The organism is Streptomyces sp. NBC_00154 (assembly GCF_026342835.1).
Taxonomy (GTDB): domain Bacteria; phylum Actinomycetota; class Actinomycetes; order Streptomycetales; family Streptomycetaceae; genus Streptomyces.
Window position 1 is genome coordinate 2,757,101 of the sequence record NZ_JAPEMI010000001.1, and the last position, 20,018, is coordinate 2,777,118.

At 70.3% G+C, this 20,018-nt stretch carries 18 protein-coding genes; 6 read left to right on the top strand and 12 right to left on the bottom strand.

The window, feature by feature from the left end:
* Positions 1 to 45: 45 nt before the first annotated feature.
* From OHA03_RS12300 to OHA03_RS12320, 5 genes are all read right to left on the bottom strand, one after another.
* Entirely contained in the window at positions 46 to 1,110 is a 1,065-nt protein-coding gene (locus OHA03_RS12300) for an aspartate-semialdehyde dehydrogenase (RefSeq protein ID WP_267003611.1), read from the bottom strand.
* A complete protein-coding gene (locus OHA03_RS12305; RefSeq protein WP_267003613.1) occupies positions 1,107 to 2,378 on the bottom strand; it encodes an aspartate kinase in 1,272 nt (423 codons plus the stop codon). The genes OHA03_RS12300 and OHA03_RS12305 overlap by 4 nt, the downstream gene beginning before the upstream one ends.
* A 219-nt stretch (positions 2,379 to 2,597) precedes the next feature.
* Positions 2,598 to 3,257, bottom strand: a complete 660-nt coding sequence (locus OHA03_RS12310) for a DUF5063 domain-containing protein (RefSeq protein ID WP_267003615.1) — start codon at positions 3,255 to 3,257, stop codon at positions 2,598 to 2,600.
* Between the two features lie 92 nt (positions 3,258 to 3,349).
* The gene (gene recR / locus OHA03_RS12315) at positions 3,350 to 3,949 is read right to left on the bottom strand and encodes a recombination mediator RecR (protein WP_267003617.1); all 600 of its coding nucleotides are present in this window, start codon (positions 3,947 to 3,949) and stop codon (positions 3,350 to 3,352) included.
* A gap of 73 nt (positions 3,950 to 4,022) precedes the next feature.
* Positions 4,023 to 4,358 carry a YbaB/EbfC family nucleoid-associated protein gene (locus tag OHA03_RS12320; RefSeq protein ID WP_267008026.1) on the bottom strand — a complete coding sequence of 112 codons (336 nt, stop codon included), beginning with the start codon at positions 4,356 to 4,358 and terminating at the stop codon, positions 4,023 to 4,025.
* Positions 4,359 to 4,714: 356 nt separating this feature from the next.
* On the opposite strand from OHA03_RS12320, the gene OHA03_RS12325 reads away from it, so the two are divergent.
* Entirely contained in the window at positions 4,715 to 5,542 is an 828-nt protein-coding gene (locus OHA03_RS12325; RefSeq protein ID WP_267003619.1) for an SLATT domain-containing protein, read from the top strand.
* 66 nt (positions 5,543 to 5,608) lie between these two features.
* Here OHA03_RS12325 and OHA03_RS12330 read toward each other — a convergent pair whose 3' ends face one another.
* From OHA03_RS12330 to OHA03_RS12340, 3 genes are all read right to left on the bottom strand, one after another.
* Positions 5,609 to 6,259 (bottom strand): hypothetical protein, encoded by a 651-nt coding sequence (locus OHA03_RS12330; protein WP_267003621.1) that lies wholly within the window; start codon positions 6,257 to 6,259, stop codon positions 5,609 to 5,611.
* 133 nt (positions 6,260 to 6,392) lie between these two features.
* Entirely contained in the window at positions 6,393 to 7,124 is a 732-nt protein-coding gene (locus OHA03_RS12335) for a GntR family transcriptional regulator (RefSeq protein WP_267003623.1), read from the bottom strand.
* 112 nt (positions 7,125 to 7,236) lie between these two features.
* Entirely contained in the window at positions 7,237 to 8,619 is a 1,383-nt protein-coding gene (locus OHA03_RS12340; RefSeq protein WP_267003625.1) for an aspartate aminotransferase family protein, read from the bottom strand.
* A gap of 178 nt (positions 8,620 to 8,797) precedes the next feature.
* Here OHA03_RS12340 and OHA03_RS12345 point away from each other — a divergent pair, with 178 nt between their 5' ends.
* The gene (locus OHA03_RS12345; RefSeq protein WP_267003627.1) at positions 8,798 to 10,654 is read left to right on the top strand and encodes a serine/threonine-protein kinase; all 1,857 of its coding nucleotides are present in this window, start codon (positions 8,798 to 8,800) and stop codon (positions 10,652 to 10,654) included.
* 30 nt (positions 10,655 to 10,684) lie between these two features.
* Here OHA03_RS12345 and OHA03_RS12350 read toward each other — a convergent pair whose 3' ends face one another.
* Positions 10,685 to 12,136 (bottom strand): helix-turn-helix domain-containing protein, encoded by a 1,452-nt coding sequence (locus OHA03_RS12350; RefSeq protein ID WP_267008027.1) that lies wholly within the window; start codon positions 12,134 to 12,136, stop codon positions 10,685 to 10,687.
* Positions 12,137 to 12,498: 362 nt separating this feature from the next.
* Between OHA03_RS12350 and dnaN the strand changes: the two genes are divergently transcribed.
* Positions 12,499 to 13,638: a DNA polymerase III subunit beta gene (dnaN, locus tag OHA03_RS12355; RefSeq protein ID WP_267003629.1), complete on the top strand. Its 1,140-nt coding sequence runs from the start codon at positions 12,499 to 12,501 to the stop codon at positions 13,636 to 13,638.
* 167 nt (positions 13,639 to 13,805) lie between these two features.
* Here the strand turns inward: dnaN and OHA03_RS12360 are convergent, their stop codons facing one another.
* Positions 13,806 to 14,687: a glycoside hydrolase family 19 protein gene (locus OHA03_RS12360; protein WP_267003632.1), complete on the bottom strand. Its 882-nt coding sequence runs from the start codon at positions 14,685 to 14,687 to the stop codon at positions 13,806 to 13,808.
* A gap of 458 nt (positions 14,688 to 15,145) precedes the next feature.
* Here OHA03_RS12360 and OHA03_RS12365 point away from each other — a divergent pair, with 458 nt between their 5' ends.
* Positions 15,146 to 16,675 (top strand): substrate-binding domain-containing protein, encoded by a 1,530-nt coding sequence (locus OHA03_RS12365; RefSeq protein ID WP_267003634.1) that lies wholly within the window; start codon positions 15,146 to 15,148, stop codon positions 16,673 to 16,675.
* A 55-nt stretch (positions 16,676 to 16,730) separates the two neighbouring features.
* On the opposite strand, the gene OHA03_RS12370 is transcribed toward OHA03_RS12365, so the two are convergent.
* Positions 16,731 to 18,014, bottom strand: coding sequence for an adenylosuccinate synthase (locus OHA03_RS12370; RefSeq protein WP_267003636.1), 1,284 nt, complete (start codon positions 18,012 to 18,014; stop codon positions 16,731 to 16,733).
* A 186-nt stretch (positions 18,015 to 18,200) separates the two neighbouring features.
* On the opposite strand from OHA03_RS12370, the gene OHA03_RS12375 reads away from it, so the two are divergent.
* A complete protein-coding gene (locus OHA03_RS12375) occupies positions 18,201 to 19,058 on the top strand; it encodes a diacylglycerol kinase (protein ID WP_267003638.1) in 858 nt (285 codons plus the stop codon).
* Positions 19,059 to 19,136: 78 nt separating this feature from the next.
* A complete protein-coding gene (locus OHA03_RS12380; RefSeq protein ID WP_267003640.1) occupies positions 19,137 to 19,409 on the top strand; it encodes a DUF1876 domain-containing protein in 273 nt (90 codons plus the stop codon).
* A 48-nt stretch (positions 19,410 to 19,457) separates the two neighbouring features.
* On the opposite strand, the gene OHA03_RS12385 is transcribed toward OHA03_RS12380, so the two are convergent.
* The gene (locus OHA03_RS12385) at positions 19,458 to 19,991 is read right to left on the bottom strand and encodes a GbsR/MarR family transcriptional regulator (RefSeq protein WP_267003642.1); all 534 of its coding nucleotides are present in this window, start codon (positions 19,989 to 19,991) and stop codon (positions 19,458 to 19,460) included.
* Positions 19,992 to 20,018 lie beyond the last annotated feature (27 nt).

Below are 20,018 nucleotides of genomic sequence, written 5' to 3' on the forward strand. Positions count from 1 at the left end.
CACAGAGAGTACAAAACAGGTTCGATCGTGAGCCGTCGGGTCGGATCAGACCTGGGGGAACTCGGCAGCCACCGATTCGGCGATCTGCGCGACGTTCAGCGCCGCCCCCTTGCGGAGGTTGTCGCCGCATACGAACAGCTCCAGGGCGCGTGGATCGTCCAGCGCCCGCCGCACCCGCCCCACCCAGGTCGGGTCGGTGCCCACGACATCGGACGGCGTCGGGAAGTCGCCGGAGGCCGGGCTGTCGAACAGGACCACACCGGGTGCGGTCGCCAGGATCTCGTGCGCCCGGTCGACCTCGACCTCGTTCTCGAAGCGGGCGTGCACGGACATCGAGTGCGTCGCGACGACGGGGACGTACACACAGGTCGCCGCCACCGGCAGGTTCGGCAGGTCCAGGATCTTGCGGCACTCGTCGCGGATCGACAGCTCCTCGGACGACCAGCCGTCCCCGGCCTCCGTTCCGGCCCAGGGCACGACATTGAGGGCCACCGGAGCGGCGAAGGGCGAGTCCTCGGTGTCCCCGACGGCCCGGCGCACGTCTCCGGGCTTCGTGCCCAGTTCCGTACCCGCGACCATCGACAGCTGTTCGCGCAGCGCCGCGACACCCTCCCGGCCCGCTCCGCTCACCGCCTGGTACGAGGAGACGACGAGCTCCCGCAACCCGAACTCGGCGTGCAGCGCACCGACCGCGACGATCAGCGACGCCGTTGTGCAGTTGGGGCTGGCGACGATGCCCCGGGGCCTCATCCGTACGGCGTGGGGGTTGATCTCGGGCACGACCAGCGGCACATCCGCGTCCAGCCGGAACGCCGCCGAGTCGTCGACGACGACCGCACCCTTGGACGCGGCGATCGGCGCCCAACGCGCGGACACGTCGTCGGGCACCAGGAAGAGGGCGACGTCCACGCCGTCGAACACGTCCTCGGTGAGTTCGAGGACTTCGGTCTCCTCACCGCGGACGACCAGCTTGCGGCCGGCCGAACGCGGCGAGGCGATCAGCGACACTTCGCCCCAGACGTCCGCGTGCTGCGAAAGGATCTGGAGCATGACGCCGCCGATCGCCCCGGTCGCTCCGACGACCGCGAGCGAAGGGCGGCGAGGTGTCATCGGCCGGTGCCCCCGTAGACGACGGCCTCGTCGGAGTCGCTGTCGAGGCCGAAGGCCGTGTGCACGGCACGCACGGCCTCGATGACGTCGTCGGCGCGGGTGACCACCGAGATGCGGATCTCGGACGTCGAGATCAGCTCGATGTTCACACCGGCGTCGGACAGCGCCTCGAAGAAGGACGCGGTGACCCCGGGGTTCGTCTTCATACCCGCGCCGACCAGGGAGATCTTCGCGATCTGGTCGTCGTAGCGCAGCGACTCGAAGCCGATCGTGCCGCGGTTGCGCTCCAGGGCGTCGATCGCCTTGCGGCCCTCGGCCTTCGGCAGCGTGAACGAGATGTCGGTCAGACCGGTCGACGCGGCGGAGACGTTCTGCACCACCATGTCGATGTTGACTTCCGCGTTCGCGATGGTTCGGAAGATCGCGGCGGCCTCGCCCGGCTTGTCCGGCACGCCGACAACCGTGACCTTGGCCTCGGAGACGTCATGGGCGACTCCGGAGATGATCGCGTGCTCCACCTTCTGGTCCCCTTGCGGCTCGTTGCTGACCCAGGTGCCACGCAGTCCGGAGAAGGACGAGCGGACGTGGATCGGAATGTTGTAGCGGCGTGCGTACTCCACGCACCGGTGCAGCAGCACCTTGGACCCGGACGCGGCCAGCTCCAGCATGTCCTCGAAGGAGATCCAGTCGATCTTCCGGGCCTTCTTCACGACCCGCGGGTCGGCGGTGAAGACACCGTCCACATCGGTGTAGATCTCACAGACCTCGGCGTCCAGCGCGGCCGCCAGTGCGACGGCGGTGGTGTCGGACCCGCCGCGGCCGAGGGTGGTGATGTTCTTGCCCTCCTGGCTCACCCCCTGGAACCCGGCGACGATGGCGATGTTGCCCTCGTCGATCGAGGTCCGGATACGGCCCGGCGTGACATCGATGATGCGCGCTTTGTTGTGGACCGAGTCGGTGATGACGCCGGCCTGGCTGCCCGTGAACGACTGGGCCTCGTGGCCCAGGTTTTTGATCGCCATGGCCAGCAGGGCCATGGAGATCCGCTCCCCTGCGGTCAGCAGCATGTCGAACTCACGCCCGGCAGGCATCGGTGATACCTGCTCGGCGAGATCGATCAACTCGTCCGTCGTGTCGCCCATCGCCGACACCACGACAACCACCTGGTTGCCGTTCTTCTTGGCATCGACGACTCGCTTGGCGACGCGCTTGATGCCTTCGGCATCGGCTACGGAGGAGCCTCCGTACTTCTGCACGACAAGGCCCACGTGCGCTCCTCGCTCATTCCATTGCTTCGGTCCGCTCAGTTTAACGAGCAGTCCGGAAACGCCCCGTCGATATCACATCGTGAGATGTCCCGCTCACCACGTGATCTCGACGTGCCGCCCCGAACCGCTCGTACCGGGCTGCTGCCCGGCGCACCGGAATCCACTCCTGCATGTGCCCCACTCCACACGCCGGGCCGGCCGCTCGGTGCGGCCGAACGGCTACTTCACCGGGCGCAGGCCCAGCGGTCCCGCGATCTCCTCCGCCATGACCCGGCCCGCCTCCTCGGCCAGGTCGTCCTCGCCCGCGTCCTGGTCCGTGTCCAGCCCGTCCAGCTCCTGGAGGGGCTGGTTCAGGCGGATGTGGGCGACCAGGGACTGGATGGCGCGCAGGGTTGCGGAGGCGGTGGAGCCCCAGTTGGAGAAGTACGAGAACTGCCACCACCACAGCGCCTCGGTCGTGCGGCCCGCCTCGTAGTGGGCCAGGCCGTGGCGCAGGTCCGTGACCAGGTCGGCCAGGCCGTCGGAGATGCGGCACGGGACCGGGGCCTTGCGGGGCTCGTACGGGTCGAAGACCTCGGAGTAGACGTCGATCGGCTCGAGGAGGGTCGCGAAGCGCTCGCGCAGGCCGTCCGCGTCCGGTTCGGCGCCCAGGTCCGGCTCGTAGCGCTCGTCCGGGAGGATGTCCTCGTACGCGCCGAGCCGGCCCCCCGCCAGCAGCAGTTGGGAGACCTGGAGGAGCAGGATCGGGACGGCCTGTTCCGGCTCGTCGACCTTGGACACCTCGGTCACGGCGACGATGAACGATTTGATCTGGTCCGCGATCTGGACGGCGAAATCGTCCGGGTCCTGCGTGACGGAGTTCAGCGTGGCGTCAGACATCGAGGGGACCTCCCGTGGGCACGGTCGCGAACGGTGAGTAGAACATAGCGTCGCTGAACATAAAACCGTCGTGAGACGTGGTGGTACGGGTGCTACACATCGAGCAGCCGCCTCCCCTCGAACGCGCGGCCCAGGGTGACCTCGTCCGCGTACTCGAGGTCGCCGCCCACCGGCAGCCCGCTGGCCAGCCGCGTCACCCGCAGGCCCATCGGCTTGATCATCCGCGCCAGGTACGTCGCGGTGGCCTCGCCCTCCAGGTTGGGGTCGGTGGCCAGGATCAGTTCCGTGATGGACCCGTCGGAGAGCCTCGCCAGCAGCTCACGGATGCGCAGATCGTCCGGACCGACGCCCTCGATCGGGCTGATCGCCCCGCCGAGGACGTGGTAACGGCCGCGGAACTCACGGGTCCGCTCGATCGCCACGACATCCTTCGGCTCCTCGACCACACAGATCACCGTCCGGTCGCGACGCGCGTCGCGGCAGATCCCGCACTGCTCCTCCTGCGCGACATTGCCGCACACCGAGCAGAACCGGACCTTGTCCTTGACCTCCAGGAGAGCATGGGCGAGACGGCGTACGTCGGTGGGCTCGGCCTGCAGGATGTGGAAGGCGATCCGCTGCGCGCTCTTGGGACCGACGCCGGGCAGCCTGCCCAGTTCGTCGATGAGGTCCTGGACCACGCCTTCGTACAACGGAACGCCTTCCTGAGCTGAGACCCGCGGCTGTTGCCGTCGTGGTACGTACGGTAGTTGGTGTGCTGACGGATCAGAAGGGCAGACCGGGCATGCCGCCCAGCCCCTGGGCCAGCGGGCCCAGCTTCTGCTGCTGAAGCTGCTGCGCGTTCTCGTTCGCTGCCTGGACGGCCGCGACGACGAGGTCGGCGAGCGTCTCGGTGTCCTCGGGGTCGACGGCCTCGGGGGCGATGACCAGGCTGCGGAGCTCGCCGGAACCGGTCACGGTCGCCTTCACCAGGCCGCCGCCCGCCTGCCCCTCGACCTCGGTCCTCGACAGCTCCTCCTGGGCCTGCGCGAGGTCCTGCTGCATCTTCTGGGCCTGCTGCAGCAGCTGCTGCATATTGGGCTGACCACCACCGGGAATCACGGTCACTCCTGGCATTTCGACGACAAATGTTTCGGTATGCCGAGCCTACGTGGTCCCCGGGCACCACGCCCCACCCACTGGCGAGCAACTCTTTCGGGTGAGATCCCGTCAACGACAGGGAGACTCCTATACCTGATCACAGGCCCTGCCCACCCAGGAATACCGCGATTTCGACCCCACGCCCCACCATTCGGCGGTAGGAAGGGCATGCGTATCAGTACGCATACGTGCACCGCCCGTCACGCAGGGTTACGCAGCGGGACGGGTCGGCCACGTCGAAAGTCCGCCCGCCGTCGAGTGCACGCGTCGAAGCACGCGTTGGTACGTCGATACGCAGAGTGCAGAGGAGTGCCCCGGTGAGTCAGCCGGAGATGCAGCCCGAGGGGGCGCCCCGCAACGAGCCCGGTACGCCTGGTTCGGCCGTTCCGCCGAGTTCGGGCCCGGAGGCGAACCCGGATCCGGACCCGGGCCCGGGTTCGGGTTCGGGTTCCGGTGCGCGGGGCGGGGATCTGACCGGGCAGCCGTTCCCGCTCGGCGACTGGGGTGAACCCGCGGAACGCCTCGACGAGCTGTACCGCTATGTCGAGGCCGACGCGCTGCGCACCGCCGGCTGGTACCTGGCCGACCGGGTGTGGAAGCGGCGCGGCGCCAGGGCGCTGCGGATCGGCACGGCGGCCGGGGTGGTCGCAGGCGCCGCGCTGCCGCTCCTCGATCTGACGGGGGCGCTGGACGGCGCGGCCGGCTGGGGCTATCTGTTGCTGTTGCTGGGCGCCGCGTGCATGGCCTGCGATCGGTTCTTCGGCCTGACCTCCGGCTGGATAAGGAACCTCGCCACGGCCCAGGCGGTGCAGCGAAGGCTCCAGGTGCTGCAGTTCGACTGGGCGTCGGAGTGCGTACGCGAGGTCCTCGGGCCGACCGAGGGGACGGCGAGCGAGGCGGCGGAGCGGTGCCTCGGGGTGCTGCGACGGTTCTCGGAGGACATCACGGAGCTCGTGCGGTCCGAGACCGCGGACTGGATGGTCGAGTTCCGGGCCGGGCCGGCGCCGATGGGAATGCAGGCGCTGGTGTCCGGCAGCGGGGTCGGGGGGCGTACGGAGCAGTGGGTGCCGCCGGGGCGGTTCCCGCTCCAGTCGATGGCCCGGCCGAACATGCCGCGGCAGCGGCCCCCGGAGCCACCGCGCTGATCGGTGACCGGCGATCGGTGGCCCCGGGCGGGCTCGTGACTCCGGGGCGGGGGCCCGGCCGTCGCGTCAGCTGAAGATGATCATTGAGCCTTGGGCGAGGCTGCGGGTCACCGCCGCGTGCAGGCCCAGCCAGACGTGCCGTTCCCGGGCGAACGGACTGTCGTCGTACGGAATCGGGCTCGCCGGCTCCTCCAGGGAGGTCGGTGCGGCGGGCGGTGCGGGGGCGGCCGGCGGGTTCGCCGGGTCGATGCCGATGGAGGGGGCGACGAACTCCAGCTCCCGCAGCAGCCCGTGCGCCGAGCCCAGCGGGCCGCCGCCCTCCAGCAGCTCGTCGTTGGTGAGCGGGGAGGGGAAGTCCACGGGGACGTACGCCCCCGCGTGGTCGTAGTGCCAGACCAGATGGGACTGCTGCGCCGTCGCCTCGAACATCTCCAGCAGCTGCTCGTAGTCCCCGCCCAGTTCGTCGACGGGTGTCACAGCGAGGCCGCTCAGCTGGAGCAGATAGGCGCGGCGCAGGAAGTGCAGCGCGTCGTAGTCGAAGCCCGCCACGGGGGCCACGTCGCCGGTCAGGCCCGGCATGTAGGCGTAGACGGGTACGGCCGGCAGTCCGGCATCGCCCAGCGCCTTGTCGTAGATGGCTATCTCTTCGGCGAACGGATTGTCGGGGCTGTGGCACAGCACATCGACGAGGGGGACCAGCCACAGGTCACAGGCCACGAAGTCTCGCTCTCCAACGGGTTCTCGCAAGGGTGCGTGCGATGGTCGGGACAGCGTAATGCGATCGGCACGTTGCGCACAGTGGTCCCCCATGACCGGCTCGGGAACACCTCGTTGCCGGGGCCGGTCGCCCCTACGGCGCCGTCGGCTTCCCGCCGTGTCCCGGGTGCGCCGGGTCACCGGCCGCGAGCCGGTCCGCCCACATCAGCGCGTGGGCGTTGTAGTCGTCGATCGCCGCACGAACCGCGTCGTGCTCGCCCAGCGTGATGGCCGCGACCAGGGCAGGATGGCCGTTCCAGAGCCAGTCCCGTACGTCCACGTCGCTGCGCAGGTACGGCACGGCGAACACCCAGCACTGGACGCGCAGCCGGTGCAGGAAGTCGGTGATGTACGTGTTGCCGACGAGCGCGCCGAGTTCACGCCAGAAACGCAGGTCGTAGCCGATCAGGATGTCGAGGTCGCCGCCGCGCGCCGCCCGTGCGGCCTCGTCGGCTCTGCGCCGCACCGAGACCAGTGCCTCGCGGTACTTCGCCGCCTGCGCGCGCGAGGGCGGTGGTCCGGAGAAGATGTCGCGGATGACTCCGTCCATGACCAGGGTGCGGGCCTCGACCATCGCCCGGTAGTCGGCCACGGTGAACTCGTGCACCCGGAATCCGCGGTGCTGATCGGATTCGAGCAGGCCCTGCGCCGAGAGGTCGAAGAGCGCCTCGCGCACGGGCGTCGCGGAGACCCCGTACTGCTCGGCGATCTGCTTGACGGTGAACTCCCGCCCCTGCTGCAGACGACCGGCGAGCACCTCGTCACGCAGCGCGTCCGCGATCTGCTGCCGCAACGTACTGCGGGTCACAGTTCCGCTCGCGCCCATGGCGACCCTCCCTCTTCGGCTGCGGCCACCTTAAGCCAGGGCCGGTGTGCCCGGTTCCGGGCACGGGGAGGGGCGCCATGCGGGATGCGTACGGATGTGTCGGACGGATGCGTCAGACGGTGTGCTCGTCCGCGACCGACAGGGCCACGTCCAGCGCCGCCAGTCCCTCCTTGGCCTCGGCCTCCGTGACGTTGCAGGCCGGAACGGCGTGGGTGCGGTTCATGTTGATGAAGGGCCACAGGCCGTTCTTCTTGCACGCCGCACCGAAGGCCGCCATCGGGGCGTTGGCCTCGCCCGACGCGTTGTACGGGACGAGCGGCTCGCGGGTCTCCCTGTTACGGACCAGGTCCAGCGCCCAGAACGCGCCGAGGCCGCGCACCTCGCCGACCGACGGGTGGCGCTCGGCGAGCTCGCGCAGGCCGGGGCCGAGGACCGTCTCACCGATGTGGGCCGCGTGCTCGACGACCTTCTCGTCCTCCATCACACCGATGGTGGCGACGGCGGCGGCACAGGCCAGCGGGTGACCGGAGTAGGTGAGTCCGCCCGGGTAGGGGCGGGTCTCGAAGGTGGCGGCGATCTCGGCGGAGACGGCGACGCCGCCGAGCGGCACATAACCCGAGTTGACGCCCTTGGCGAAGGTCATCAGGTCGGGCGTGACGTCGAAGTGCTCGGCGGCGAACCACTTGCCGGTGCGCCCGAATCCGGCCATCACCTCGTCGAGGACGAAGACGATGCCGTACCGGTCGCAGATCTCGCGGACACCGGCGAGGTAGCCGGGCGGCGGCGTCATGATCCCGGCCGTGCCGGGGATCGTCTCCAGGATGATCGCGGCGATGGTGGCGGGGCCCTCGAAGGCGAGGGTGTCCTCCAGGTGCTGGAGGGCGCGGGCGCACTCCTCGGCCTCGGTCTCGGCGTAGAACGGCGAGCGGTACAGGAACGGGGCCCAGAACCGGACGACGCCCGCCGAACCGTTGTCGGAAGGCCAGCGGCGCGGGTCGCCGGTCAGGTTGATGGCCGTCGAGGTGGCGCCGTGGTACGAGCGGTAGGCGGAGAGCACCTTCGTACGGCCGGTGTGCAGCCGGGCCATCCGGACGGCGTTCTCGACGGCCTCGGCACCGCCGTTGGTGAAGAAGATCTTGTCCAGGTCGCCGGGGGTCCGCTCGGCGATGAGGCGTGCGGCCTCGGAGCGGGCCTCGATCGCGAACGCGGGGGCGAAGGTGGCGAGCTTGCCCGCCTGCTCCTGGATCGCGGCGACGACGGTGGGGTGCTGGTAGCCGATGTTGGTGAAGACGAGGCCGCTGGTGAAGTCCAGGTAGCGGTTGCCGTCGTAGTCCCAGAAGTACGCCCCCTCGGCGCCGGCGACGGCGAGCGGGTCGATCAGGCCCTGGGCGGACCAGGAGTGGAACACGTGCGCACGATCGGCGGCCTTCACGGCCGCACCGGCCGCGGAGTCGACCTGCGGAGCGTGGGATCCATGGGAGGCATGAGGGGTCATGCGGCGAGCGTAGGTCGTGCGGTGAGCGGCTCGACATGGCCATCTTGTATGGCGTGGGGCGGTTTGGTCGGCAGGGTGTCGGGTCGGCGGGCAGCGGTGTCCCGGTCAGGGCTTCCGCCGGACGCTATTCTCATGCCGCATCGGCGGCGTGTCGCCGGAGGGGGAAGGACTGCACACCATGGACAAGCTCGGCTCCGGGGATCCGCAACGCATCGGCGCATACCGCCTGCTGGGGCGGCTGGGCGCGGGCGGCATGGGGCAGGTCTATCTGGCCCGCTCCGACCGGGGCCGTACGGTCGCGATCAAGCTGGTACGCCGGGAGCTCGCCGAACAACAGGAGTTCCGTGACCGCTTCCGTCAGGAGGTGCGGGCCGCCCGCCGGGTCGGGTCGGCCTGGACGGCCCCCGTACTCGACGCCGACACCGAGGCCGCGGTGCCGTGGGTCGCGACCGGGTACGTCGCCGGGCCGTCCCTCCAGGCCACCGTCTCCGGTCGCGCGGGCGCCCCGGCGGGTCCGGGCCCGGGGGCGTACGGTCCGCTGCCCGAGCGTTCCGTCCGCAGTCTGGGGGCCGGGCTGGCCCGCGCACTCCGGTCCATCCACTCCGCCGACCTCATCCACCGGGACCTGAAGCCGTCCAACATCCTGCTGACGATCGACGGTCCACGGGTCATCGACTTCGGTATAGCCCGGGCACTCGACACCGTCACCGACGGGGGTCTCACCCGCACCGGCTCATTGGTCGGATCCCCTGGCTTCATGGCGCCGGAGCAGGTGCGGGGCGAGCGGGTTACCGCGGCGTGCGATGTGTTCTGCCTCGGCTCGGTGCTGGCGTACGCGTCGACGGGCCGGCTTCCGTTCAGTGGGGCGGACAACGAGGTCCATGCCCTGCTGTTCCGGATCGCCCAGGAGGAGCCGGACCTGACCGGTGTCCCGGTGGACCTGGCCGACCTGGTCCGGGACTGCCTCCTCAAGGACCCGGCCGCCCGGCCGACCACGGACGCGATCCTGGAGCGGCTGGTGGAGGGCGAGGCGGCCGAACCGTGGCTGCCGGGCGCACTGATCGCCCAACTGGGCCGCCACGCGGTGGAGTTGTTGGACTCGGAGGACCCTGAGGAGTCGGCGGGGGCCGCGGGGCCGCAGGACGCGGTGCCACCCGTGGGCAATCCGCAGCCTCCGCCGGTCCAGGCGCCCGGCGCAGTCCACGCGCTCCCCACGGTGATCGGCACCCAGCCCCCCGCCCCGGCCCCGGTGCCCGGGTTCGGACCGCCGCCGCCCGGGCCTCCGCCGCCAGGACAGCCCGCTCCCGGGTACGGCTATCCGCAGCTGCCCGCCCAACCGCACCCCGGTCAGGGTTACGGCTACCCGCAGCAGCACCCCGGCTTCGGCCCCACACCCCCGTACGGCCCGCTCCACCCCACCGTCGCGCCGGGCGCGCAGCCCGCGCCGACGCGGCGCAGCACGGGGTCGACCATCGCGCTCGTCGCGGTCGCGGTGCTCGTCGCGATCGGTGCGGGCGGTTCGGTGTACGCGTTCATGAGCGAAGACGGCAAGAAGCCCGCCGCGTCGCCCACCGCGTCCCCCTCCGCTTCCTCCGACCCGTCGGACTCCCCCGCCCCGGACGACTCCCCGTCCTCCACCGGCCCGTCCCCCGGCGACGAGTCGAAGAACGGCGACGGCCCCATCCCCGAGGCCTACCTCGGCACCTGGTCCGGCAACATCGACAACGCCGCGGGCCACTCCACCCGCGAACTCGTCATCCAGCAGGGCAAGGTGGGCCAGGCCGTCCTCACCCTCACCGCGCAGGGCCCCATCGACAGCGGTGGCACCTACCGCTGCGTCTTCCAGGCCGACCTGACCTCCGAGCCCTCCCCCGACGAACCGATCCACATCGGCCCCTCCACGGTGACGCTCGGCGAACCCATGTCGTCCTGCACCCCGGGCAAGGCCACCACACTCACCCTGCTTTCCGACGGCACCCTGCGCCGCGAGAACACGGAAACCGGCGAGCAGCTCACGTACACGAAGAGCGACTGACCCGCCGCCGCACCGGTCAGGCGCCGGACCTCACGCCGTGCCGGTGCCGCCTGCGACGTCCAGCGCGTGGAACGCCAGCCACAAGTCGTAACGTGCGCTGGGGGTTTGGAGCAGCGAGCGTTGAAGTACGGCTTCGAGCCGGGTAAGGCGTTTGCGTACGCCCGGTACGGAGATGTCCAACGCGGCGGCCGTCGGACCGAGTTGAGCCTCGCACTTCAGCCAGGTACGCAGGGTGGTCTCGGCCGCCGTACCGGTCGCAGCGAGCGGGCGCAGCTGCTCGGCCGCCCACTGCCCGACGGCGGGATGCCGCAGGATCTCGTCCAGCGCGCCGGCCGGTACGGGTTCCGTGGGCCGGACGGCCCGCCGGGGTACGGCCCGGATGCGCAGGGCCAGGTCGAGCGCGGCCTGATCGGCGACCCGGTTGAGGTCCAGGCCGAGCAGCTCGCCGATCAACCGCAGTCGTGCGGCGAGGGTGTTGCGGTGGATTTTCAGGTGCTGCGTCGCATGCGACGAGAACGCCAGCCAGGAGGAGAGGGTTGCCGACAGCTCCTGGCTGCCGGGGTCCTGGCTGCGTCGTGGCAGGTGGGTGAGCAGCGGTGCCAGCAGGGTGTCCGCCCACTGCGCGCCCACCGCGCCGACGACCAGGGCCGGTTCCGGTGCCGAGCCGAACCGGGCGTGGCGCGCGGGCAGTCCGCGGGCCACGGCCAGGGCGTGGAACGCCTGCCGGTATCCGGTCGCCGTGTCGCTCAGCGGCACGTCCTCGCTCACGCCCACGACACAGTCGTCCACCACGGCGGCGACGTCGAGGCCGAGTCGCGGATCGGCGCCGTCCGGCCCGGCAGGCACGATGAGGATCAGGTGGCGTGCGTACACCGGACACCGCACGATCCAGGACCGGCCGCCGCAGATGTCCGTGCACACCCGCGCCACCTCGTCCCGCCGGCCGCCCGAGCACTGGACCACGCAGACCTGGACGGGGTCCGGCAGCGTGGGTTTCAGCGCGCCCGCCACCTGATGGGCGATGGAGAGCTGGCCGGTCATCAGCAGATGCAGCACCGCCTCCCGGCCGCGGGACTCGGCGAGGTCGACGCGGCGGCGCTTGCGTTCGACCGTCTCGGCCGCCCAGCACATGGTCAGGGGCATCGCCACATCGGCGAGAAGCGTGGCCAGTCCGTCCGGCAACGGCCGGCGGGCGACGACGGCGAGGACCGGTGCGGGTGCGCCGGGAGTGCCGTCGAGGGGGAACAGCAGGGCGGTGTCCGGGCCCTTGTCGAGAGCGAAGGAGCGGCCACGGAGAGCTGTGAGCTCCTTCACGCCCTCGGTCGCCAGCGCGAGGGCCGAGGCGCTCGTGAGGTCCGGGGTGCGGGCCACGCCGCGCAGGACGGTGCCGTCGCTTCCGAGCAGACCGGCCCAGCCGCCGGCCCGCCCCGACACCCAGCGCAGCAGCTCCTGTGAGCCGCCGGCGCGGGCCAGGCGGTGCATCCGCAGCACGTCGTCGGCACGTTCTCCTGCTCGCACCGGTCCCTCGCTCCCTACCCGTCCTGCATTCCACAGAAAAGCGGAGTGCAGCGTACCGGTTTGACTGTGCGAACTGATACCCCTGTAACGCCCACACAGTGCGAATTGAATCTCCCTGCCGTCTACCCGCAGTCCTAGAGTCCGAACGTGTTCCGGGGCGTCGGGGGAACACGCGGCCACCTCGGACTCGGGGGACGACGGGGAGTCACGACGGCAGCGACCCACGGGGGTGGTCGCTGTCGTCGGCCGCACCGGCCCCGGGCCGATTGTCAGTGGCACCGCCTAACGTCGGGTCCTCACCTGGACCGACGGAGAAGGGCCCCGCCATGGAGTTCCGTATCGATCGCAGTGCACTGACCGATGCCGTGGCCTGGGCGGCCCGCGTGCTGCCCACACGCTCTCCGGTGCCCGTGCTCGGCGGGCTGCTGCTGGAGGCGGACAGCGGGTGGCTGCGGATCTCCGGCCTCGATTACGAGGCGTCCGCCTGCATCGAGGTCGAGGCGGAGACCGTACGGGCCGGGCGGGTGCTGGTCATGGGGAGACGGCTGCTCGATGTGTGCCGGGTGCTGCCCGAAAGTCCGGTGGTGTGCGCGGTGGAGGGTTCACGGTTCTCGGTGACCGGCGGCGGCGCCCGGTTCGGGCTGTCGGTACTGCCGTTGGACGACTATCCGGCGCTGCCGCCGCTGCCCGGGGTGCTGGGGGCGGTGGACTCGGAGGAGTTCGCCGCGGCCGTCGCCCATGTGGCGGTGGCCGCGGGCCGGGACGACACTCTGCCGACCCTCACCGGGATCCGGGTCGGGCTCGACGGCGACACGATGACGCTGGCCGCCACCGACCGGTACCGCTTCGCGGTGCGCACGCTCGCCTGGAAGCCGGCGACGGCGGATGTCTCGGCCGATGTGGTGGTGTCGGCCCGGCGCCTGACGGAGATCGCCCGCTCCTTCGGCCGCTCCGGCATGGTCAGCGTCGCCCTGGATGCCGGGTCGGCCGGCTTCGAACTCGCCGGAATGCGCACCACGGTCCGGCTCCTGGACGGCCGGCTCCCCCGGCACGACAAGCTGTTCGCGATGACCGACCCGACGACCGCGATGACGGACCGGGCGCCCCTGGTCGAGGCCGTCAGGCGCGTCGCGGTGGTCGCGGACGGCGACAGCCCCCTCCAACTGACCTTCTCCGGCGAGTCGGTGCTGCTTCAGGCGGGGTACGAGGACGATGTCGCATCCCAGCGGCTGTCCGCCGTCCTGGAGGGCGCCGATGAGCTGACGGTCGCGTTCAAACCCTCGTACCTGATGGACGCCTTGGCCTCGTTCGACGCACCGGTCGTCCAGTTCAGCCTGATGGGTCCCGGCCAACGCGCCATGATCACCGGCCGGGCGGCCGAGGGCAGCACCGCGGAGTCGGATCAGGGCCCCGCACCTCGTCCGACGCACCGGCACCTGTTGATGTCTGTGAAACCACTGGTCTGAGGCCGGCGAGGCGGTGACCGGTCTCATGTGAGCCGATCCTTCCGGCGAACCGCCCGGAAGAACGAAGCGGGGGTGTGCCCGGGCCGTGCCCGGGCCGTGGCCGGGCACACCCCCGTCGGGCGGAGGGATCCACAGGCTGTGGATCGGAGGGACGGTTCAGCGGCGGATCAGCAGCTCAGGTTCGAGCCGGGGGTGGTGCCCAGGATCTGCACGAAGGCCCGGTACCGGTCGATGCGGCTCTGGACCTGGGCGGGGTTGCCGCCGTTGCACTCCAGCGAGCCGTTGATGGAGCGGATCGTCTCGCCGAAGCCGGCGCCGTTGACCATCGCGTTGTGGGCGGTCATGGTGCCCGGACCGTTCTGGGTGTTCCAGTACCAGAGACCCGTCTTCCAGGCCACGGACGCGTTCTGCTCGACCAGGTACGGGTTGCCGAGCAGGTCGATGCCGAGTGCGTCGCCCGCTGCCTTGTAGTTGAAGTTCCAGCTGAGCTGGATCGGGCCGCGGCCGTAGTACGCGGACTGCCCGGCCGGGCAGCCGTAGGGCCGGCCGGTGTCGCAGTAGTGCGGGTAGTTGGCCGTGTTCTGCTCGACCACATACACCAGTCCGCCCGTCTCATGGCTGACGTTGGCGAGGAACGCCGCCGCCTCCTGACGCTTGACCGTGTCGCTTCCGGTGTTGGCGAAGCCCGGGTAGGCGCTCAGGGCCGCGGTCAGTCCGCTGTACGTGTAGAAGGGGTTCCGGCTCGGGAACATCTGGTTGAACTGCGCCTCGCTGACGACGAATCCCGACGGGGTGCCCGGATCCGTTCCGCCACCGCAGCTGCCCTGGTCCGCCCAGACGTCGGAACTGCCCGGCCGCTCGTTCTGGGTCCACCACTTCGCGGTCCAGTTGTGCCCGTTGTACGAGGCCGCTCCGCCGCCCGTGTAGACGGACGAGGCGTTCCAGGGTGCCGCGCACTCGGCCGCCGAAGCGGTGGAGGCGGGGAGGACGACGAGCATCGCGACGACCGCGCCCAGCGCGGCCAGCATGCCCATGACGCGTCTCATCATGTGATCACTCCTTCGGCGCGGTGCACCGAGCTCGTCGGTGCACCGCCATGGGGGGTGACCGTCACTCAAGCGCCGCTGGTCTGTACCTGTCAAGGTCTAGACCAACGCAAGAAGTCTATCCGGAGAGGCGCCGCGGAGTGCGTCCACAGCAAATACGCAACGCCGAAGCGGGCCTCAACAGGAGTAATTCCGGAAGAAGTTCATCCGGATCACCGGGCGGGCAGCCGGCTGGACCCGAACGAAAAACCTTTGCGCCCGTCCAGCATGCGGAACGACGAACCGGCCGGCCCGCCGGACCCCGCCGCTGCGCGAACGGCAGGCGAACGTCAGCCGAAAGGATCCGGCTGCCCGCCCCGACTCCCCCATCGCACACATACGGTGGCCCGAACCGGGGGCCGGTACCGCACCGGTACGCGTACGCGCGTGCACGCGTTCGACGAGGGGAGCGCGAGGAAGCCGTGGAGTGGTTCAGCGCCGAGAACATCGTGGCCGTGTGCACCGCCGTGCTCGGTGTCCTGGCCTCCGTCGGAGTGCTCTGGTACGAGCGCCGGGTACCCCGCCGCAAGCGCATCGGCTACCGGGTCCAGATGGACACCCCGATCGGCAGCGACGTCAGCGAGGGCCGGGCCAATGTCCGGCTCGGGCTCTTCAGCGAGACGCCCGACATGGCCGATGCCACGCTCGTCCTGCTGCGCGTCGAGAACGACGGCTCGCAGTCCATCGCCGACAACGACTACACGGGCCGTGAACTGCACGGACTGACCGTGGAGTTCACCGGCCGCACCGTACGCGGCATCGCGGTCACCCAGGCACCCGGCGCCGACCATCTGATGGAGCACTTCACCCCGGCGGGCGGGATGCGCCACAGCGGCCGGCTCATCCGGCTGCCGCGCGTCCCCCTCAACCGGGGAGAGCACTTCAAGCTGCTGGTGCTGCTCACCGGCTCGCACGTGGGCAGCCCCATCAGGATCACCGGCGGCATCCGGGACGGCGAGGTGACCCCCAACAGCGCCGCCCGCCCCGACGAGAAGCCCCCGATGTTCGGCCGGTCCGCCCGGCTCATCACCGTGGCACTGACCGTCTGCGTCATCACCCTGGCCTCGATCATCCTGGTCCGCGACGACACCCCGCCCCCGATGGGCTGCGCCCGGGGCACCCTGACAGTGACCGGCTCCACCGCCTTCGAACCGGTCGTGCGGGAATTGGCTCAGAAGTACGAGAAGGAGTGCGAGGGTTCCACCGTCACCGTCGACGCACACGGAAGCAACGCGGGGATACGGGAGCTCGCCGACCGTGGCGCGACAGCCGGTACGTCCGGCTCCCCCGCACTGATCGCCCTCTCCGACGGCCCCAAACCGGACGGCTACCCGCAGCTGCGCGAGAACCGGGTCGCGGTCTCGCTCTTCCGCCTGGTCGTCAACGACCGGGTGCCCGTCAAGAACCTCTCCCTGGCCACCGTCCGGAAGATCTACCGGGGCGACATCCGCAACTGGAAGGCGCTCGGCGGTCCCGACCTGCCCGTACTCCTGGTCAGCAGGGATGCCAACTCCGGCACCCGCGAGGTCTTCCAGCGCCGCGTCCTCGGCCACAACGAGCCCGCCCAGTCGTCCCGCGACTGTGCCACCAAGGACGACGCCGCGGCCCGGGTCATCCGCTGCGAACTCGACTCCACCGACCAGGTCCTGGCCACCGTCGGCCGGCTCGACGGTGCGATCGGCTACAGCGAGCTGCGTTCCGGAACCGCGCTGAAGGGGGCGCACCAGCTCGCCATCGACTCCACCGTCCCGTCCGTCGACACGATCGGCTCCAGCACCTACCCGTACCGCGAGATCGAGTACGCCTACACGTACGGCCAGCCGCCCGCCGACTCGCTGGCCTCCAGCTTCCTGGGCTATCTGAGCCGCGGCAACGGCCAGGACGTCATCCGAACGCACGGACATCTGCCGTGCGCGACGCCGAAGGGGCTGCGGATCTGCGGGGAGGAGTGAGAGCGCGGAGGGGGCCGGGGCAACAGCCGCCCCGGCCCCCTCACGTTGTCCCGTCCTACAGGAACGAGTTGATCTCGATGGTCTCGGTACGGCCGGGGCCGACACCGATCGCGGAGATCGGGGCGCCGGACATGTCCTCCAGCGCCTTCACGTACGCCTGCGCGTTCTTCGGCAGATCGCTGAAGGTCTTGGCCTTCGTGATGTCCTCGGACCAGCCCGGCAGCATCTCGTAGACCGGCTTCGCGTGGTGGAAGTCGCTCTGGCTGTACGGGAGTTCCTCGACCCGCTTGCCGTCGATCTCGTACGCGACGCACACCGGGATCTGCTCCCAGCCGGTCAGCACGTCCAGCTTGGTGAGGAAGAAGTCGGTGAGACCGTTGACCCGGGTCGCGTACCGCGCGATCACCGCGTCGAACCAGCCGCAGCGGCGGTCACGGCCGGTGGTGACACCGCGCTCGCCACCGATCCGGCGCAGCGCCTCGCCGTCCTCGTCGAGCAGCTCCGTCGGGAACGGGCCGGCGCCGACGCGCGTGGTGTACGCCTTGAGGATGCCGATGACCCGGCTGATCTTCGTCGGGCCCACGCCGGACCCGGTGCAGGCGCCGCCCGCGGTCGGGTTCGAAGAGGTGACGAAGGGGTACGTGCCGTGGTCGACGTCGAGCAGCGTGCCCTGACCGCCCTCGAAGAGGACGACCTTGCCCGCGTCGATGGCGTCGTTCAGGATCAGCGTGGTGTCGGCGACATACGGCTTGATCTGATCCGCGTACTGGAGCATCTCCTCGACGATCTTCCCGGCCTCGATGGCGCGCCGGTTGAAGACCTTGGCGAGGAGCTGGTTCTTCTGCTCCAGCGCAGCTTCGACCTTCTGCTCCAGGATCGACTCGTCGTAGAGGTCCTGGACGCGGATGCCGACCCGGTTGATCTTGTCGGCGTACGTCGGGCCGATGCCGCGGCCGGTCGTGCCGATCTTGCGCTTCCCGAGGAACCGTTCCGTCACCTTGTCGATCGTGACGTTGTACGGGGTGATCAAATGAGCGTTACCGCTGATCAGCAGCTTGGACGTGTCCACGCCGCGGTCGTTCAGCCCACTCAGCTCGGAGAGCAGGACGGCCGGGTCGACGACGACACCGTTACCGATGACCGGGGTACACCCCGGTGAAAGGATTCCGGAGGGGAGGAGATGAAGTGCGTACTTCTGGTCACCGACGACCACCGTGTGGCCGGCATTGTTGCCGCCCTGGTAACGCACCACATAGTCCACGGATCCACCGAGGAGGTCGGTGGCCTTTCCCTTGCCCTCGTCACCCCACTGAGCACCGAGCAGCACAAGTGCGGGCACAGGCGTACACCCCTTCCGGGCGGGGCATGTCCAAGGTCAGGGGGCGTACGTAAACGTCGTACATGCCGTACGACGATGTACGACGAAGCCTGAACCGTCGAACCGGGTGCCCCGGAATAGACGAAGCCCCTGGCGCAATAGCGCAAGGGGCTCTTGCACCAAGATGCTACCCGAGGAAGGACCGAGGTGTCGGCTGCCCAGCCCCCCGGCAACGGTGCGCACCAACTGCTGGTGGTGATCGACCCGGTCGCCCGCCGGACGGACGGCGAGTCCGTCCGTATCGCGAAGGACGTGCTGAGCGCGGGTTCGCACGCAAAAATCTGCCTCCCGGACGGGCCGGAGGAATTCGCGCGGGCCTTGTCCCGCCGGGGCAGTCGGCGTCCGGTGGTGGTCGGCGACGACCGGACACTGCTGCGCGCCGTGACGCTGCTGCACCGGGACAGGGAGCTGACCGGTGAGGCGCTCGCACTGGTTCCGGTGGGCCCGGCGACAATGCTGCAACTCGCGCATTCGCTCGGCGTGCCCATGGGCACGGTGGCCGCGGCGCGGGCGGCGCTGGACGGTGCCGTACGCCGGCTCGACCTGCTGGTCGACGACAGCGACGGCGTCGTCCTGGGCGCCCTGCACATCCCCGCCCTGCCCACGACGCCGGGCTCGGCGGCCGCGCACACGGGCGTCACGGCGATCTGGGACACCTGTCGCTCCCTGGTGCGCACACTGGTCCGCCCCGCCCCGCCCACCTCACCCGCCACACCACGCACCCATCGGCTGCGAGTCGAGACGGACGGGGTGGTGCTGAACGATCTGGACAGCCCGGTCGAATCGGTGACGGTGACCTCGCAGGGCGGCGGCGGAGGCCTCGCGGACGTGGTCGTCCACACCGCGAAGGGCGAAACTCTGACGGCGGAGGCCAAGGCGGTCACGGTCTCCGGCGCGGACTTCCGCTACCGGGCGGACACCCAGATCGGCGGCCCGGTCCGGACGCGGACCTGGACGGTGCGGGCGGGCGCGTGGGGACTGATGCTTCCGGTGGCCGAGGGATAGCTCCACGCGTCGCGGGGCCGGCCGTGCGCGGGCGCGGGAACGGGCGCACTCTGGTAGCAGGTCCCGGAGGTGATGGTCATGATGAAGACCGCTGTCGGATGGCACATCGAGCTGGAATTCGAGGAGGACAACCGCCGCACCCGCGCCGCCGCCCTCGTACGGCTCCCTGATGGCAACGAAGTACGTGCGCACGGGTACGCCAGCCGCCACCCTTCCGACTCCCAGCAGCCGAGGGTCGGCGAGGAGATCGCAGGAGCCAGAGCGATGAACGAACTCGCGATGAACCTGCTGACCAAGGCGCACGACGAGATCGACGAGGCGTCCGGCCGGACGTCGCACCCGCTGGCCTGAGCCGCCCCGGGGCTCAGGGGCCGGCACCACCCGTCCCCACCCGTTCCGTTACGAGAGGTCCAATTTCTTGCGGTAGTCGCGCCAGCGGTCCATCAGGCCGATCAGCTCCGTCTGCAGGAACTCGAAGAACTCCGCCGTCTCCGTGAGCCGCGCACCGGCAGGCGTGTCCTGGCCCAGGGTGCGTGCGCCTTCTCTGAGGGTGTGCTCCCAGCGGGTCAGGACCCGGTCGCGGCTGGCGAAGGTGGCGTACCAGATCTCGTTGTGCAGGCGGTAGCGGTCCCGGCGCGAGCCGGGGTCGCGCTCGCGGCCGACCATGCTGACCTGGGTGAGGTAGTTGATCGCCCCGGACACCGCCGCCGGGCTGATCTGCAGCTGTTCGCTGAGCTCCGCCGAGGTCATGGAGCCGTCGTCGTCCGCCAGCAGCGCGGCGAAGACGCGGGACGCCATCCGCTGCATGCCCGCCTCGGTCATATCGGCCGCGAAACGCTCCACGAACCGCGACACGGCCTCCTCGTCACGGCCCTGCTCGGGTTCGCTCCCGGGTTCGTGCGCACGTCCGTCTGCGCCGGTTTCGCTGCTCATCGCCCCATCGTCTCCCCTGGAATTCCG